Raw genomic sequence first — 16,750 nt, 5'->3', positions numbered from 1 at the left:
ATCGACCCTGCGGCATCCCGCCGTTTGCACGAAGCGGAGCGCCAGCACCGGTTTTTGCTCCGGACCGTGTAACATGCGGTCCATGTCTATCGGCAGCGGCCCGCAATTCGCTTGCCTTTCGCGCCCGTTTCGCCTAGGCGCGCGCCCGTTCTCTCAATCCCCGATTGAAAGGACTTCCGCGGTGGCATCCGGCCTCGCGGGAGACAGCGGCCCTCTTGCCCCGTTGGCCTGCGCAATCGTGCGCAGAGACGGGTAAAGACCCCGGTAAAACCGGTGGCCGGTAGCAAACGTAAGTTAGGACTACTCACACATGGCAACTTCAGCCAATCCCACCCGCGACGATTTCGCGGCCATGCTCGACGAGCAGCTCGGTGGCGCCGATGATGGCGGCTTCGAAGGCCGCGTCGTCAAGGGCACCGTCACTGCCATCGAAAACGGCATGGCGCACATCGATGTCGGCCTCAAAAGCGAAGGCCGCGTCGACCTCAAGGAATTCCAGCGCTCCGAAACCGAAACCGCGCCCGGCGTCGGCGATGAAGTCGAAGTCTATGTCGACCGCGTCGAAAACGCCGAAGGCGAAGCGATGCTCAGCCGCGACCGCGCCCGCCGCGAAGCCGCCTGGGACAAGCTCGAAAACGAATTCGGCGAAGGCAAGCGCGTCGAAGGCCGCATCTTCGGCCGCGTCAAGGGCGGCTTCACCGTCGACCTCGACGGCGCCGTGGCCTTCCTGCCCGGCAGCCAGGTCGACATCCGCCCCGTGCGCGACGTCACTCCGCTGATGGACATGGCCCAGCCCTTCCAGATCCTCAAGATGGACCGCCGCCGCGGCAACATCGTCGTGTCGCGCCGCGCCGTGCTTGAAGAAACCCGCGCCGAACAGCGCAGCGAACTGATCGACAAGCTGGCCGAAGGCCAGGTGATCGACGGCGTGGTCAAGAACATCACCGATTACGGCGCCTTCGTCGACCTCGGCGGTATCGACGGCCTGCTGCACGTCACCGACATGAGCTACAAGCGGGTCAACCACCCCAGCGAAATGATCGAAATCGGCGCCACGGTGACCGTCCAGATCATCCGCATCAACGAAGAAACCCAGCGCATCAGCCTCGGCATGAAGCAGCTGGAAAGCGATCCGTGGGATGGCGTTGCCGCGAAGTACCCGGTCGGCATGAAGATGACGGGTACCGTGACCAACATCACCGAATACGGCGCCTTCGTCGAAATCGAACCGGGCATCGAAGGCTTGGTCCACGTTTCGGAAATGAGCTGGACCAAGAAGAACGTCCACCCGGGCAAGATCGTCTCGACCTCGCAGGAAGTCGAAGTCATGGTCCTCGAAGTCGACAGCGAGAAGCGCCGCATCAGCCTCGGCCTCAAGCAGGCCCAGCGCAATCCGTGGGAAGAATTCGCGGACAAGCACCCGGTCGGCTCGAAGGTCGAAGGCGAAGTCAAGAACGCCACCGAATTCGGCCTGTTCATCGGTCTCGACGGCGACGTCGACGGCATGGTCCACATGTCGGACATCGCTTGGGGCATCTCGGGTGAAGACGCCCTGGCACTGCACCGCAAGGGCGAGCAGGTCGAAGCCGTCGTCCTCGATGTCGACACTGACAAGGAGCGCATCAGCCTCGGCATGAAGCAGCTCGAAAAGGGTGCACCGACCGAAGCCGGTGCCGCCGGTTCGGTCCGCAAGGGCGAAACCGTCACCGTGTCGATCCTCGAGGTTCGCGATGGCGGCCTCGAAGTGCAGGTTGGCGAAGACGGCGCGACCGGCTTCATCAAGCGCAGCGATCTCGGCCGCGACCGCGACGAGCAGCGCCCCGAGCGCTTCCAGGTCGGCAGCAAGGTCGACGCGATGGTCACCGGCTTCGATCGTTCGAAGAAGCCCAACTTCTCGATCAAGGCGCGTCAGATCGCCGAAGAGAAGGAAGCGGTCCAGCAGTTCGGTTCGTCCGACTCGGGTGCCTCGCTCGGCGACATCCTCGGCGAAGCGCTGAAGAAGAAGGACGACTGACGGTAACAGGTTGGCGCCCGCGCGGCGGGCGCCTGCCGCACCGGCATCCCGGACCTGATCCGGGATCACGGGCGACAAGTCCCGCGGTGCCGTCAGCGATCCCGGTTTGCGCCGGGATGACGAACACAGGAAGGCCCGCTTGCGAGATCCGCAAGCGGGCCTTTCCTATACGGGGGAACCCGCCTAGGTTCCCCGTCATGCTCGAAGTTCACCAATTCCCGTGCCTGTCCGACAATTACGGTTTCCTGCTGCATGACCCCGCCAGCGGAGAGACCGCGGCGATCGATACTCCCGACGGGGCCGAATACCTGAAACAGGCCGGTGCCAAGGGCTGGCAGATCACGCAGATCTGGAACACGCACTGGCATCCCGACCATGCGGGCGGCAATGCGGCGATCGTGGATGCGACCGGAGCCACCGTCATCGCCCCGCAGGAAGTCGACAAGTTGAGCCGGATCGACCGCGTGGTCGGCAATGGCGACAGCGTGATGCTGGGCGACTGGCAGGCACGCGTGATCGATGTCTCGGGCCACACCAACGGCCATATCGCCTATCACATCGCCGAAGCGGACATGGCTTTCGTCGGCGACAGCGTCTTCGCGCTCGGCTGCGGCCGCATGTTCGAAGGCGAAGCCGAGCAGTTCTGGAACAGCCTCGACCGGATCCGCCAGTTGCCCGCCGACACGCTGCTCTATTGCGCGCATGAATATACGCAGGCGAATGCCAAGTTCGCGCTGCATGCCGATCCGGACAATGCCGAACTGGCGCTCTATGCCGCGCGCATCGACGAACAACGCGCCAAGGGCGAACCCACCGTGCCGACCGTGCTGTCGCGCGAACTGGCCACCAACCCCTTCCTGCGGGCGGATGCGGACGCGCTGCGCGATCGCTGGGGCGGGACCAGCCCGGCGGAGACCTTCGCCGCCCTGCGCGCCGCCAAGGACAGTTTCTGACCGCAATGAAAGCCGTCCTCGTCACCGCGCTTTCGCCCGACCTGTCGGGCGTCGAACTGGCCGAGGTGGAACGGCCCCGGGGCGAGGTCGTGGTGCGCATGCGCGCGGCCTCGCTCAACTATCCCGACCTGCTGATGACGCGCGGGGAATACCAGTTCAAACCCGAACCGCCCTTCATCGCGGGATTGGAAATGGCCGGCGAGGTCGTGGAAGCGGCGCCCGGCAGCGGCTTTGCCGTGGGCGACCGGGTGCGCGGAGGGGCCAAGACCGGCGCGTTCGCGGAATATGTCGCGCTCCCCGCGTCCGCGCTGCGCCATGTGCCGGAAGGAATGGATTTCCCCGCTGCGGCGGCGATGGGCGCGGCCTATCACACTGCCTATGTCGCGCTGGTGGAAATCGGCGGCTTGCAGCCCGGGCAGACCGTGCTGGTGCATGGGGCAAGCGGGGGCGTGGGTCTTGCCGCCTGCGACCTCGCGCGCGCGCTGGGCGCCAGGGTCATCGCGGCATCGCACCGCGAGGACAAGCTCGAGATGCTGCGCGCCGTCGCCCGCCCCGACGCTGCCATCCTCAATACCGGGCGGTTCCGCGAAGACATTGCCCGGCTGACCGATGGCCGGCTGTGCGATCTCGTGTTCGACCCGGTGGGCGGAGACGTTTTCGATGAAAGCACGCGCTGCGTGACCTTCGGCGGGAAGCTGCTGGTGATCGGCTTCGTCTCCGGGCGGATTCCCGAAATCGCGGTCAATATCCCGCTGATCAAGGGGTTCTCGGTAGTAGGCGTCCGCGCCGGCGAATATGCGAGGCGGTTTCCCGAGCGCGGCGAGCATGTCGCCCGCGCGATCGACACGCTGGCAAGCGAGGGACAGATTGCGCCGCATGTCGACGGCAAGCTGCCGCTAACCTCATGGCGCGAAGCCTTCGAACGGATGGAGCGCGGCGACATCGTCGGCAAGCTGGTCCTTGAACCGTAGCCTCCCGCTGGCACTCGCACCGCCCCAGGCTCTGGCGCCTCCTCCGAGACGCAGCACATACGAAAAGGGCGGCCTCGCAGGACCGCCCTCTCGAATGCCGGGGTGCCGCGAGCGGGATCAGATCCCGGCGATGACCTTGTCGGCCATCAGCCTGTCGGCTTCGGCATCGTGCTTGTCGGAAATCAGCGACCGGCTTGCCGCCGTCGCCACGCTGACCGCGCGGTTGCGCACGTCGGCCACTGCCTCGCGTTCGGCAGCGGCGATCTTGTCTTCCGCCATCCGCTTGCGGCGCTCGACCATGTCCTTGCTGTCGGCTTCGGCCTTCTCGAGGATCGCGTCGGCTTCATGACGGGCATTGGCCAGCATCGCTTCGGCGTCCTTTTCGGCCCCGGCGATCTTCTGCGCATATTCCTCGCGCAGCGTCTCGGCTTCGGCACGCAGCTGCTTGGCTTCTTCTAGCTGTTCCTTGATCGCAGCAATCTTGCCGTCGATCCCGCCAGCCAGCTTCTTGTGAACCTTGGCGCCGAAAAAGGCGAACAGGAGCAGGACCAGCATCGAGATCGAGACGATCTGGAAGGGCGCAAGCCCCCACAATTCGGGCTCGACGTGGACCGGTGCGCCGCCATTGCCATTCTCGACCAGGGTCTGGGCAGCTTCGGTGGCGAACACTTCGGGCGCTCCGGTTACGGGATTAGCCATGAGTCATCGCCTCCTTGACCGCCTTGGTGGCAACCGGCTTGGTCACCTTTACACCGGCCAGACGGCTGACGATGTCCTGAGCCGCTTCGGCAGCGACTGCCTCGACTTCGGTCAGCGCCGCCGTGCGTGCTTCGGCAATACGGTCTTCGGCTTCGGCCAGCTTCTTGTCGAGACGGGTCTGCGCCGCCTTGAGCTTCTTTTCGGACTTGGCGGCAGCCTCGTCCTTGGCCTTGGCCACGATCGCCTGCGCCGCGGCGCGGTTCTCGTTCTCGCGGACCCGCCAGGCCTCTTCCTGCTCGTCGGCTGCATCGCGCGCAGCCTTGGCCGCGCCGAGGTCGGCGGCGATCTGGCTGTCACGCTGGGCGACGGTTTCCATCACCTTCGGCACCATGCCGCGGCCGATGACGAAGAAAGTGATGCCGAAAAAGACCAGCAGCCAGAAGACCTGGCTGGACCATGTTTCGGCAAGCTGTGCGATCTGGGGCATGTCAGCTCTCGAAAGGCGGGTACGGTAAAATCACGGCACCGGCCGGACGCATATCCGGCCGGTGCAATATCGGTGGTCGTGCTTAGGCGACGAAGATCAGGATCATCGCGACGACGAACGCCAGCAGGCCGAGAAGTTCGGCAGCGGCGAAGCCGATGAACAGGCGGCCCTGCTGACCGTCGGCGGCGCCGGGGTTACGCAGTGCGCCTTCGAGATACTTGGCGAAGACATTGCCGACACCCAGCGAGGCAAGACCGGCACCAACAGCGGCGAGACCGGCTCCGAGCAGCTTTGCAGCTTCAGCTTCCATTTCAAACTCCTTTGGAAAAACGCTAAATTAAAACGATTAGTGAAGGTTCTCGGCGTCGTTGATGTACAGCGACGTCAAAAGGGCGAAAACATAAGCCTGAATGCCGGCTACGAGCAGTTCGAGCGCGCAGATGCCGATCATCAGGATAAAGCTGGGCAAACCGACCATCAGGCCGAAGGTGGCGCCGGCATTGGTCCCGTCGATCACGAAGCTCGACAGCACTTCGAGCAGAACGTGTCCGGCCATCATGGCCACGAACAGACGCAGGCCAAGGCTGAACGGGCGCACCATGAAGGAGATGAACTCGATCGGTGCAAGAATGGGGATCATCGGCAGCGGCGTGCCTTCGGGCACGAACAGCGAGAAGAAGTGCAACCCGTGCTTCCAGAAACCCACCAGCAGCACGATCGAGAAGCTGATGATCGCCAGCACGCCGGTGACGGTGAAGTGGCTGGTGAAGGTGAACGGGTGCAGGCCGAACACGCCCAGCGGCATCAGGCCGAGCAGGTTGGCGAAAAGGATGAACATGAACAGGCTGAAGACATAGGGCACATACTTGCGCCCTTCCTTGCCGATGTTCGCTTCGAGCATATCGTCGATGAACCCGGTGAAGGATTCGACGACCATCTGCCAGCGTCCGGGCACGAGTTCGCGCTTCATCCCGCCGAGCACGAAGAGGAACAGGACCACCGTGGTGATCAGCATCCACAGCGCGCTGTTGGTGAAGGCAATGTTGTAGCCTGCGATTTCCCAGCCGCCCGAACCGGCAAGCGGCTCGATCGTGAACTGGTACATCGGGTCGACTTTGGCCTGTTCGGCTGCCACGTCTCTTACGTCCCTAAATCCTGTAACGAACACCCCGTAACCCCCTCGGTTCGGGGATTATTCACCGGGGCGCCGGTTTGCCGCGCGGATAACGTTCCTGAAGGCCACGACTATTCCGAGGAACAGCCCGACCAACAGACCCCACGGGTTGGTATCGGTAAAGAAGCCGATGGCATAACCGATCACCGCACCGCCAAGGAGCCCGCCAAGAAGATCCGCCAGGACCCGATTTCCGCTGCGATAATTCGCATCGGCACCCGAAGCCTGAGGACGGTTGCGTTCCTCTTCGCGCTGCTGCGCGGCTGCAAGCCGCGCCTCCAGCGCGTCGATCCGCGCATCCTCCTTAACAGGTTCCCGTGCGGGTTCGTCGTTGCTCATGCCTTGCTCCTTTAAGGGGGTTGCGCGGCACGGGCACGGACTTGCCCGCCGAGGGCGTCGCCCCCTTAGAAGGGGGGTGTTGGCGAGTCAACACGGACCGGCGCGTGCTGTGCATCCAAGGTCGGGAAAATCGAAACAGGCCGGGCAGCATGGCCCGCCGGCGTTCACAAATCCGCCCAACCGGCGGTCGGGCCTAAGGGTCAGGGACAGCGCGGGTCGCGCAGGGGAGCGGCCGAAGTGCGCGTCTGCCAGCTGCCGTCGGGCGCCTGGTATTTCTCGCCAACTGCCGTTGCGAGTATGGCCTGGCACCCGGCAGTCAGCGCATATTCCTCGATCGTGGCATTGGTTGCCTTGGCGCGTTCGGAATAGACCGCACGGCGCTTGATGTTGATGTCGTTGACGATGCGGCGCAGCGCCGGGGTCTCCGCCACGACGATGCCGAGATATCCGTCCATCCGCTCGCCCACCTGCCCGGCGGCACGCGCCGAGGCATAGGCGGGATCGCGCTGGGCGAATGCCGGGGACGCGATGCCGCCCAGCGCAGTCGCCAGGGCCGCCGCAGCGAGAACCGATTTCGTTAGCTTGTTCATAACCTCACCCATCAGAAGATATCCGCATTGTCTTCGATCGTATTGCCCGCGTCTTCGGCGAGGCGGTAGATCACTTCCTGGCGGATGTTGACGTTCAGCTCGATCACGATCGGCTCCTCGGGTGCATTGACGGTAATGCAACCACCGAGCGCGACTGTGGCGAGCATGGCGGCAGCCACCCTCCCGGTCAATTTGGGGTCGTTCATAGCCCTCACTCGCTTTCCTGCTCCTGAATGGGTTCTTCATCCGGCACGATGTCGTCCGGGTCGATATCGGGTTCGGCTTCCTCGCCGGTGATCGAGCGCCGCAGCAGGCGCGTGCCGTCGTCGGACAGCAGGCCCAGTTCGCGCGGGTCGCGCACCGATGCGGGATCGTAAAGCGACTTGAGGTTGGTCAGCAGCTGGTAGAACTGCGCCCGCACATTGATGCGGAACTGCAGCGGCAGTGCCGCCAGGCGCCGCGTGACGAAATTGGACCGGGCCGCGTCGCCCTGGCGCACGCCGTCGAAACGCACACGGGTCACGATTTCGCCCGTCAGGGGGCCTTCCATCACGATCCGCATCTGCGAATAATCGAGGCTTTTCAGGGCATCAAAGGCAAAATTGGCAATCGGTGAGAGGTCTTCATAAGTCAGGTCGCCGACATAGGAGACGGTACCGCCCGGGGGCCGCGAAATCAGCACGCCGGTGTCGATCCGCCCGTCGCCGCGTTCATCGAACACGATCGGAACCGTTCCGTCGAACAGCCCCGTTGCCGAGATGTTTTCGAGTTCCATCGCGGTCACGAAGGTGCCAGCTTCGAGCCCGACGATTTCGAAGATGTAGCGCCGCTCCTCGCTGATCCCCAGCGTCAGATCGACATCGCGGAGCAGCAATTCGCCGCCCATGAAGGGCCACGATCCGCCCGATACCGCCAGCACTTCGCCATTGCGCAACTCGAAGCCGACCTCGCCATCGAAGACTTCGATCCCCGGATTGACCGAGGCAACGCGGATCGTCTGGTCGGGTGCGGTCGTCAGGTTGAGCAGGTCGGTGAACTCGACCGTCCCCGCCGCGCCCCTCACCGGTCCGAACGCAGCCGCGAAATCGAGATCGTCGCTGGAGAAACGCCCGGTGCTGGTCACGGTCCCGTTTGCGGCCCAGTCGATGCGTCCGGTGCCCGTGACCACTCCCTCGGTATTGGCGATCACCCCCTTGGCCAGCTGCGATATCTGTTCGGGCTGCAAGTCTTCGTCGAACCGGACACCGGGCACGTCGAGGTCCGCCCAGCCCGCACCGGTTTCAAGATCATGGCGCAGGTCGACCGTTGTCACTACGCTTTCGCTTGCCGGATTCCTCAGCAGCGCCTGCGCGTCGATGACATTCTCGGCCAGTGTCAGCGTGGCATTGCGCGCCATAAGCGGTTCGAACCGGGGCGATTCGTCGCGATCGACCAGCGTGAACGCGCCTTCCTCGATCGCCAGGCTTCCATCGGCGAAGCGCCACTGCCCGCTCGCCTGCATCAGATCGAGCGGGACGGCCGCAATCGCGATATCCGCATCGCTGAACGTTCCGGCGATGTCCTGCCCGATCCGCGCGTCCAAGTCGGAAATGCGGAACCGGCTGGCGGTCTCGACCGGGCCCAGCGATACATCGATTTCGCGGGCGGTCATCACGCCGGGATAGCCGAACCCGATCGGACCGGTGGCAATCCGTATCGGGGTCTCCCCCAACGATCCTTCGAGATCGAGCCCGCTGGTGCCGGCGGCTATGCGCAGGCCGCCGGGCCCGCTTGAGAGAATGGGGCGTCCCCGTGCCGGGCACAGTGTGACCCCGCGCTTTTCGAATGTGAGGTCGGCGAGCTGAAGCCGGTCGAAAGCAACGTCCATGCAGGAACGCCACAGCGCCAGTTGCCCGCCCGCGTAGCGGCCTTCGAGCGGCAGCAGGAGGTTCGTCGCCGAGCCGCCCGGCAGCGGTCCGCTTGCGAGCACCCGGCCAGAGAATCCGAGGGCGCCGCCCGGCCCCTGCGCAATGACGACCTGGGGGACGGCGAGAGCGCTGTCGCCCGCGGCATATCGCTCCATCGCCAGGCGGAATATCGAGCCACCCGATTCGCTGCGCTCCATCCGACCGCTGATCCGCGGCATGTTCGCGCCGCCGGTTGCGATGTTCCCCGCAACGTAAGGGGCTTCGCCATCCGGTGCAGCAATCTCGACGCGTGAAAGCGATACGAGCCGCGCCCCGCTACCACCGCGCAATTCGGCGCGCGGCGCCAGCAGCGAATAGCCAGCTGGATCGATCCGCAGGCGTATATCCGCATCGAGCGCGCTGCCGCGGGCTTCGCGCTGAAGCGCTGCCGCCAGCTTGCCGGTCAGCGGCGCAACCAGCGTGCCCTCCCCGGTCTGCGCCAGCGACTGGATCGCTGCAATCGTGGAGCGGCCCAGCCTTAGCCCGTTGCCTTCCACATTGCTGTCGAGCTGGACGTGGTCGAAGCCGTCGGTTGCCCGCATTTGCCCTTCGGCGGTGAGCACTGCGGCAAGCGCCTGCGGTGTATCGACCCCGCGTGCGGCGAGCGTGAACCTGGCGGTCGTCAGCCGGTCGCGGATCTGGGCGCGGACCGTGCCCAGCAAGGCTGCGGCGGACTGTTCGCCGAACCGGGTTTCTCCCCCCTCGAGCCGTGCTTCGATCGCGGGATTGGCCAGCGCCGTATCGGCAACGACGCTCAGCTCCATCGCGTAGTCGTCGAGCGCAAGGCCGCTTTCCTCGCAGGTGAGCGCCGCAAAGCGGACGGGTCCTGCGAACTGCGGCTCGCCCGATACCGAGGTGAGCTTGCCGAAGGCGGTGGCATTCTCGATACCGCAGCGCGCAGTCGCGAGCTCGGGGGCGCTCGCCGCGATAGAGCCCTGCCAGCCATGGCTGAGAAGTCCGGAACCCGCCAGCTTGATGCCGACCGGCCCGTAGTCGGTCGCCAGCAGCGCGCGGCCGTCGCGGACTTCGAAATTCAGATTGGGCAGGCTCGCCGGACTGTCGTCCCCGCCGAACACCAGCGGATCGAGCCGCCCGAGGCTCAGTTCGCCATCGCGGTAGCTGGCATAAAGGCGCGGCTTGACCAGCACCACGCCACCGATTTCCGGAATGCCGAACCGGTGGCGCAGGGTGACCACCAGCCGCTCGGCGGTGAAGTCGGGATTGTCAGGATCTCCGAGCACGACGTCGGACAGTATCTGCGTGGTCCCGCCGATCCGCTCGATCGTGTAGTTGCCCGGGATATCATAGGCCTCGAGCTGGTCGCGAATGATGTCGTCGACGATCCGTTCGCGCGACAGCCATAGGCCGAGGCCAGCCAGTAGCAGCGCTCCCAGCACGACCAGCAGCGCCGCCCAGCGCTTGCGGCGCCAGCGGGATCGCCTGACGGAATCGTCGGCCGTCATGTCATTGTCGCTCGCGGCCCGCTCCATCGATCCCACACTTGCGCGATATGCCTGCTAAAGGCAATGCAAGTGCCTCAAACGCGGGATGTGGGGGATCGGTTGCCGGGAGATCCAAAAAATTCGGCTGGCCATGCCGGTACCGGCCATCGACAACGCTTGCGCCAACGGTTGCTCGACGGCGGTGCTGAAGCGCTGGCCGATTACGAACTGCTCGAATTCCTGCTGTTCGCTGCCATCCGCCAGGGCGATACGAAACCGCTCGCCAAGGCATTGATCGCACACTTCGGGTCTTTCGCCGCGGTGCTCACGGCCGATCCGCAGGCGCTGCGCCAGGTCAAGGGCATGGGCGATGCCAGTGTTGCGGCATTGCACGCCAATGCGCTGGCGGCGCGGCGCATGGCGCGCGGTGCGGTGCAGAACCGCCCGGTGCTGGGTAGCTGGCAAGCGCTGCTCGACTATCTCAACATCGACATGGCGCATCTGACGCATGAACGGGTGCGCGGGCTCTATCTCGACACCCGGAACCGGCTGATCCTGGATCATCTCCTCAGCGAAGGGTCGATCGACGAAGCCGCCATCCATCCCCGCGAGGTCATCCGCAAGGCCTTCGATGTGGGCGCGACGGCGCTGATCCTCGTCCACAACCACCCCAGCGGGAATCCCGAACCCAGCCGCGCCGATATCACCATTACCGCGCGGATCGCGGAAGCAGGCCGCCTGCTGGGGGTCACCGTCCACGACCACGTCATCATCGGGCGCGAAGGCAACGTCTCGCTGCGCGCCAAGGGCCTCCTCTGATCTGTTCAGGACGGCCCCCCCGGGGGCAAACCTTGCCAATTCTGCCGGCTCGGCCTAGCCGCCGCGCAGCCGCGAATCCCGCCTGACCCGCAATCGGAGCTCTTATATGGTCCCCCGCTACGCCCGTCCCGATATGACTGCCCTGTGGGAGCCCGAAGCGAAGTATCGCATCTGGTTCGAGATCGAGGCGCATGCGACCGAAAAGCTGGGCGAATTGGGCGTGGTCCCGCCGAGCGCGGCCAAGGCGCTGTGGGACTGGTGGGCAACCGATCCCAAGATCGACGTCGAGGCCATCGATGCGATCGAAGCGGTCACCAAGCACGATGTCATCGCCTTCCTTACCTGGGTGGCCGAGAATGTCGGCGACGAGGCCCGCTTCATGCACCAGGGCATGACCAGCAGCGACGTGCTCGACACGACACTTGCGGTCCAGTTGGCCCGCTCAGCCGATATCCTGCTGGCCGATCTCGACGGCCTGCTCGAGGCGATCAAGCGCCGCGCCGAGGAGCACAAATACACGCCCACCATCGGGCGCAGCCATGGCATCCATGCCGAACCCGTCACCTTCGGTCTCAAACTGGCGCAGGCCTATGCCGAATTCGACCGCTGCAGGACCCGCCTGATCGCGGCGCGCGCGGAAATCGCGACCTGCGCCATATCGGGTGCAGTCGGCACTTTCGCCAACATCGACCCGCAGGTGGAAGAGCATGTCGCCGACAAGCTCGGCCTGACCGTGGAGCCCGTCTCGACGCAGGTCATCCCGCGCGACCGGCACGCCATGTTCTTTTCGACGCTGGCGGTTATCGCCGGTTCGATCGAGCGCTTGGCGGTCGAGGTTCGCCACCTCCAGCGCACCGAAGTGCTCGAGGCGGAGGAGTATTTCTCGCCCGGCCAGAAGGGGTCGAGCGCGATGCCGCACAAGCGCAACCCGATCCTGACCGAGAACCTTACCGGCCAGGCGCGCATGATCCGCGCCTATGCCCTGCCCGCGCTGGAAAACGTCGCGCTGTGGCACGAACGCGATATCTCGCATTCCTCGGTCGAGCGGTTCATCGGTCCCGATGCCTGCATTACGCTCGATTTCGCGCTAGCGCGGCTGACCGGCGTGGTCGACAAGCTGCTGGTCTATCCCGAGCGCATGCAGGCGAACATGGACCGCATGGGCGGGTTGATCCATTCGCAGCGCGTGCTGCTGGCGCTGACGCAGAACGGGGTCAGCCGCGAGGATGCCTACCGCCTCGTCCAGCGCAACGCGATGAAGGTGTGGGAATCGGATGGCCAGCTGACGCTGCTCGACCTGCTCAAGCGCGACGAGGAGGTTACCGCCGCGCTGGGTGCCCAGCAGCTCGAAGAGAAGTTCGATCTCGAATACCACTTCAAGCACGTCGACACGATCTTCGCGCGGGTCTTCGGCTAGACGCGGGACGGGTCCCGGCCTAGCATCCCACGCCAAGACGAAAGAGGGCTACACTCCATGCAAATCGTGCGCACCATCGGCTGGGTCCTGCTGCTGTTTTCGCTGCTCGCATTCAGCTTTTTCAACTGGAAGCCGGTTGAGGTTCAGATCTGGTCGAACCTCGTGCTCGAAACCAAGCTGCCCGCGCTGGTAGTGATCTCGTTCCTGCTGGGGCTGATCCCGATGTGGCTCGTGCACCGGGCGAGCAAGTGGCGCGCGACGCGGCGCATCAATGCGCTGGAGGCGGCGACCAGCCGGTTCGGCGCGGCCACGCCCGCTCCCGATGCTTCGGCAACCGTCCAGCCCGCGCCTGCTCCTACGCCCGAGCCTCCGGTACACAACCCGCCGCCCGAACCGGCCAATCCCGTCGACCCCGTCGACACAGATCCTGCGAAGCCCGCATGACCAATCCGATCTATCTCGCGCTCGACCTCCCGCATCTGCAGGACGGCCTCGACCTGATCCGGAAGGTCAAGGGCCATGTCGGCGGGGTGAAGCTGGGCCTCGAATTCTTCTGCGCGCATGGGGCGCACGGGGTTCATCTGGTCGGCCAGCTCGGATTGCCGATCTTCCTCGACCTGAAGTTCCACGACATCCCCAATACCGTCGCGGGCGCGATGCAGGCGATCCATGTGCTAGAACCGCGCATCGTCACCGTGCATGCCAGCGGCGGGCGCGCCATGCTCGAGGATGCCAAGGCCGCCGCAGGCGAACACACCAAGGTCGTTGCCGTGACCATGTTGACCAGCATGGACGATCGCGATCTGGCGAGCACGGGGATCGAAGGCAGCGCGCACGATCAGGTGCTGCGCCTTGCCGATCTTGCGCACCGCGCCGGTCTCGACGGGATCGTCTGTTCGGGCCAGGAAGTGAAATCGGTCCACGACCAGTGGAAGGACGGGTTTTTCGTCGTCCCGGGATTGCGCCCCGCGGGCAGCGGCACCGGCGACCAGAAGCGCGTCGTCACCCCGCGCAAGGCGCGCGATGATGGTGCCAGCGTGCTGGTCATCGGACGCCCGATCAGCCGGGCCGACGATCCGGCGCAGGCCGCCCGCGCCATCGAAGCCACGCTGTAGGTTTCGCCATGGCGGTCCAGATCAAGATCTGCGGGCTTTCGACGCCCGAAACGGTAGATGCAGCGCTTGCCGCGGGCGCGACGCATATCGGGCTGGTTCATTACGAACCCTCGCCCCGCCATGTCGCGCTCGATCTGGCCCGCGAACTGCGCGAGCAGGCCCGGGGCAAGGCCAAGGCGGTGCTGCTGCTGGTCAATGCCGATCCCGAAACCACCGGACGCGCCCTCAACGCGATCCAGCCCGACGTGGTCCAGTTCCACGGCAATGAGACACCGCAATGGATTGGCGGTATCCGTCGCAGCCTGCCCTATGAGGTGTGGAAAGCAGTCGGGCTGAAGGACGCTGGCACGCTGACCCGGAGCGAGAAATACATCGGCAAGGTCGACCGCCTGCTGTTCGACGCACCGGCCAAAGCACTGCCCGGCGGCAATGGCACGGCTTTCGACTGGTCCTTGCTTTCCGGGCACCGCCACAAGATCGACTGGGCGCTGGCAGGTGGCCTCACGGCGGGCAATGTCGCCGAAGCGATCCGCGCGACCGGTGCGCCGCTGGTCGATACGTCGAGCGGTGTTGAAAGCGCACCGGGAGTGAAGGATCCGCAGCGTATCGCCGATTTCTGCCGGGCCGCGCTCGCCGCCTGATCTGCGGCCCGTGGCTGCCAAACCGCAGTCCTGATGCCTCGTGAAAAAGCAAAGCTGTCTCGACTTCGCCTGCTGCGGAGGGCATGGGGAGCGCGATGACCGAAACCAATCCCAATTCCTATCGCAACCAGCCCGACGAGCGCGGCCATTTCGGCGACTTCGGCGGACGCTATGTCGCCGAAACGCTGATGCCGCTGGTGCTCGATCTCGAGCGTGAATACCGCAAGGCGCAGGCCGATCCGGAATTCCAGCGAGAATTCGACGATTTGCTCGAACATTACGTCGGCCGCCCCTCGCCGCTGTATTTTGCCGAACGGCTGACCGAGGCGCTGCGCGCCGGTTCGCCCGAGGGCCACGGCGCGCAGGTCTGGTTCAAGCGCGACGAACTCAATCACACCGGTGCGCACAAGATCAACAATTGCATCGGGCAAATCCTGCTCGCCATCCGGATGGGCAAGACTCGCATCATCGCGGAAACCGGCGCGGGCCAGCACGGCGTCGCCACCGCAACGGTCTGCGCACGCTTCGGCCTGCCCTGCGTGATCTACATGGGTGCCGAAGACGTGCGGCGCCAATCGCCCAACGTCTTCCGCATGAAGCTGCTCGGTGCGGAAATCGTGCCCGTCACCAGCGGGCGCGGGACGCTGAAGGACGCAATGAACGAAGGGCTGCGCGACTGGGTCGCGAACGTCCATGACACCTTCTACATCATCGGCACGGCCGCCGGACCGCATCCCTATCCCGAGATGGTGCGCGACTTCCAGAGCATCATCGGCAAGGAGGCGCGGGCGCAGATGCTCGAGAGGATCGGACGATTGCCCGACCTGGCCGTGGCCTGCATCGGTGGCGGTTCGAACGCGCTGGGCCTGTTCCACCCCTTCCTCGACGACGCCGAGGTCAAGCTGCTGGGCGTCGAGGCGGCGGGTCACGGGCTCGATGGCAACGAACACGCGGCAAGCCTGCTCGGCGGTTTCCCCGGCGTACTTCACGGCAACAAGACCTATCTGCTGCAGGACGAGGACGGCCAGATTACCGAAGGTCACTCGATCAGCGCCGGGCTCGACTATCCCGGCATTGGTCCCGAGCATGCGTGGCTCAAGGATTCAGGCCGCGTCGAATACACTGCGGTGACCGATGACGAGGCGCTGGAGGCGTTCCAGCTGCTCTGTCGCACCGAGGGAATCATTCCCGCGCTGGAGCCGAGCCACGCCATATCAGCAGTGGCGAAGCGTGCCAAGGAAATGCCGCGGGACAGCATCATCCTGGCCAATCTGTGCGGGCGCGGCGACAAGGATATCTTCACCGTGGCCGAGAAGCTGGGAGTGGACATTTGACCCGCCTCGCCTCCGCCTTCGCCAAGCCCCACCCCGCGCTCGTCTGCTTCCTGACTGCCGGCGACGGGGACACCGCTGCCAATCTCGATGCACTGGTCGAAGGCGGCGCCGATGTGATCGAACTGGGCATGCCCTTCACTGATCCGATGGCGGATGGCCCCGCGATCCAGGCGGCCAATATCCGGTCGCTGGGCGTCGGAACGACGACGGCCGACGTGCTCGCCATCGCTACCGCATTTCGCCAGCGTCATCCCGATGTTCCGCTGGTGCTGATGGGCTATGCCAACCCGATGATTCGCCGCGGGCCCGACTGGTTCGCGGCCGCGGCCAAGGAAGCGGGCATCGACGGAGTAATCTGCGTCGACATCCCGCCGGAGGAAGATGACGCGCTTGGTCCGGCGCTGCGTGCTGCGGAAATCGCCCCCATCCGCCTGGCCACGCCGACCACCGACGACAAGCGCCTTCCCGCCGTGATCCAAGGCAGCGAGGGCTTCCTTTATTACGTCGCAGTCGCGGGCATCACGGGAATGCAGCAGGCGGCGATCGAGTCGATCGAAGCCAATGTCTCGCGCATCAAGCGATCGACCGACATTCCGGTCGCGGTCGGCTTCGGTGTGCGCACACCCGAGCAGGCGAGCGAGATCGCACGCGTGGCCGATGGAGTCGTGGTGGGTTCGGCGCTGGTCGAACTGGTCGCCGAACATGGCGACGACGCTCCGGCGAAGTTGCGCACCTTGGCTTCATCGCTTGCCGAAGCGGTGCGATCAGCCCGCTAGTTCGTCGCCCCTGCGCAGGGATGACGCTCCGGC

Annotated in this window: 18 protein-coding genes; 10 read left to right on the top strand and 8 right to left on the bottom strand. The window is 65.1% G+C overall.

Annotation, left to right across the window (positions count from 1 at the left end; all coding sequences use genetic code 11):
- Positions 1 to 310: 310 nt before the first annotated feature.
- The 3 genes from rpsA to GRI55_RS07190 all read left to right on the top strand — a co-directional run bounded on the left by rpsA (position 311) and on the right by GRI55_RS07190 (position 3,938).
- Positions 311 to 2,014 (top strand): 30S ribosomal protein S1, encoded by a 1,704-nt coding sequence (gene rpsA / locus GRI55_RS07200; RefSeq protein ID WP_050601094.1) that lies wholly within the window; start codon positions 311 to 313, stop codon positions 2,012 to 2,014.
- Between the two features lie 197 nt (positions 2,015 to 2,211).
- Complete coding sequence (gene gloB / locus GRI55_RS07195) at positions 2,212 to 2,967, top strand: hydroxyacylglutathione hydrolase (protein WP_160766672.1); 756 nt, start codon at positions 2,212 to 2,214, stop codon at positions 2,965 to 2,967.
- Positions 2,968 to 2,972: 5 nt separating this feature from the next.
- Entirely contained in the window at positions 2,973 to 3,938 is a 966-nt protein-coding gene (locus GRI55_RS07190; RefSeq protein ID WP_160766671.1) for an NADPH:quinone oxidoreductase family protein, read from the top strand.
- 117 nt (positions 3,939 to 4,055) lie between these two features.
- Here GRI55_RS07190 and GRI55_RS07185 read toward each other — a convergent pair whose 3' ends face one another.
- From GRI55_RS07185 to GRI55_RS07150, 8 genes are all read right to left on the bottom strand, one after another.
- Complete coding sequence (locus GRI55_RS07185) at positions 4,056 to 4,637, bottom strand: F0F1 ATP synthase subunit B family protein (protein ID WP_160766670.1); 582 nt, start codon at positions 4,635 to 4,637, stop codon at positions 4,056 to 4,058.
- Complete coding sequence (locus GRI55_RS07180) at positions 4,630 to 5,124, bottom strand: F0F1 ATP synthase subunit B family protein (RefSeq protein WP_050601090.1); 495 nt, start codon at positions 5,122 to 5,124, stop codon at positions 4,630 to 4,632. Before GRI55_RS07180 ends, GRI55_RS07185 begins: the two co-directional genes overlap by 8 nt.
- An 82-nt stretch (positions 5,125 to 5,206) precedes the next feature.
- The gene (locus tag GRI55_RS07175; protein ID WP_050601089.1) at positions 5,207 to 5,434 is read right to left on the bottom strand and encodes a F0F1 ATP synthase subunit C; all 228 of its coding nucleotides are present in this window, start codon (positions 5,432 to 5,434) and stop codon (positions 5,207 to 5,209) included.
- Positions 5,435 to 5,470: 36 nt separating this feature from the next.
- Positions 5,471 to 6,259: a F0F1 ATP synthase subunit A gene (locus GRI55_RS07170; protein ID WP_255357767.1), complete on the bottom strand. Its 789-nt coding sequence runs from the start codon at positions 6,257 to 6,259 to the stop codon at positions 5,471 to 5,473.
- A gap of 57 nt (positions 6,260 to 6,316) precedes the next feature.
- Positions 6,317 to 6,637: an AtpZ/AtpI family protein gene (locus tag GRI55_RS07165; RefSeq protein ID WP_063505957.1), complete on the bottom strand. Its 321-nt coding sequence runs from the start codon at positions 6,635 to 6,637 to the stop codon at positions 6,317 to 6,319.
- A gap of 200 nt (positions 6,638 to 6,837) precedes the next feature.
- A complete protein-coding gene (locus GRI55_RS07160; RefSeq protein WP_082835713.1) occupies positions 6,838 to 7,227 on the bottom strand; it encodes a YdbL family probable chaperone protein in 390 nt (129 codons plus the stop codon).
- A gap of 11 nt (positions 7,228 to 7,238) precedes the next feature.
- Positions 7,239 to 7,433, bottom strand: coding sequence for a YnbE family lipoprotein (locus GRI55_RS07155; protein WP_050601086.1), 195 nt, complete (start codon positions 7,431 to 7,433; stop codon positions 7,239 to 7,241).
- Between the two features lie 5 nt (positions 7,434 to 7,438).
- Positions 7,439 to 10,636: an intermembrane phospholipid transport protein YdbH family protein gene (locus tag GRI55_RS07150; protein ID WP_160766669.1), complete on the bottom strand. Its 3,198-nt coding sequence runs from the start codon at positions 10,634 to 10,636 to the stop codon at positions 7,439 to 7,441.
- A 63-nt stretch (positions 10,637 to 10,699) separates the two neighbouring features.
- Here GRI55_RS07150 and radC point away from each other — a divergent pair, with 63 nt between their 5' ends.
- From radC to trpA, 7 genes are all read left to right on the top strand, one after another.
- Positions 10,700 to 11,434 (top strand): RadC family protein, encoded by a 735-nt coding sequence (radC, locus tag GRI55_RS07145; RefSeq protein WP_082835715.1) that lies wholly within the window; start codon positions 10,700 to 10,702, stop codon positions 11,432 to 11,434.
- A 106-nt stretch (positions 11,435 to 11,540) separates the two neighbouring features.
- The gene (purB, locus tag GRI55_RS07140) at positions 11,541 to 12,851 is read left to right on the top strand and encodes an adenylosuccinate lyase (RefSeq protein ID WP_160766668.1); all 1,311 of its coding nucleotides are present in this window, start codon (positions 11,541 to 11,543) and stop codon (positions 12,849 to 12,851) included.
- A gap of 57 nt (positions 12,852 to 12,908) precedes the next feature.
- Complete coding sequence (locus GRI55_RS14880) at positions 12,909 to 13,295, top strand: DUF1049 domain-containing protein (RefSeq protein ID WP_202392401.1); 387 nt, start codon at positions 12,909 to 12,911, stop codon at positions 13,293 to 13,295.
- Positions 13,292 to 13,966, top strand: a complete 675-nt coding sequence (pyrF, locus tag GRI55_RS07130) for an orotidine-5'-phosphate decarboxylase (RefSeq protein ID WP_050601082.1) — start codon at positions 13,292 to 13,294, stop codon at positions 13,964 to 13,966. Before GRI55_RS14880 ends, pyrF begins: the two co-directional genes overlap by 4 nt.
- Positions 13,967 to 13,974: 8 nt before the next feature.
- A complete protein-coding gene (locus tag GRI55_RS07125) occupies positions 13,975 to 14,607 on the top strand; it encodes a phosphoribosylanthranilate isomerase (protein WP_160766667.1) in 633 nt (210 codons plus the stop codon).
- Positions 14,608 to 14,702: 95 nt separating this feature from the next.
- Positions 14,703 to 15,941 (top strand): tryptophan synthase subunit beta, encoded by a 1,239-nt coding sequence (gene trpB / locus GRI55_RS07120; RefSeq protein WP_063512238.1) that lies wholly within the window; start codon positions 14,703 to 14,705, stop codon positions 15,939 to 15,941.
- Positions 15,938 to 16,717, top strand: a complete 780-nt coding sequence (gene trpA, locus GRI55_RS07115) for a tryptophan synthase subunit alpha (RefSeq protein ID WP_063511598.1) — start codon at positions 15,938 to 15,940, stop codon at positions 16,715 to 16,717. Before trpB ends, trpA begins: the two co-directional genes overlap by 4 nt.
- Positions 16,718 to 16,750: the final 33 nt, after the last annotated feature.

Source organism: Qipengyuania citrea, assembly GCF_009828015.1.
Classification (GTDB): domain Bacteria; phylum Pseudomonadota; class Alphaproteobacteria; order Sphingomonadales; family Sphingomonadaceae; genus Qipengyuania; species Qipengyuania citrea.
The sequence above is the reverse complement of the archived record's forward strand: the minus strand, read 5'-3'. Positions and strand labels throughout refer to the sequence as shown.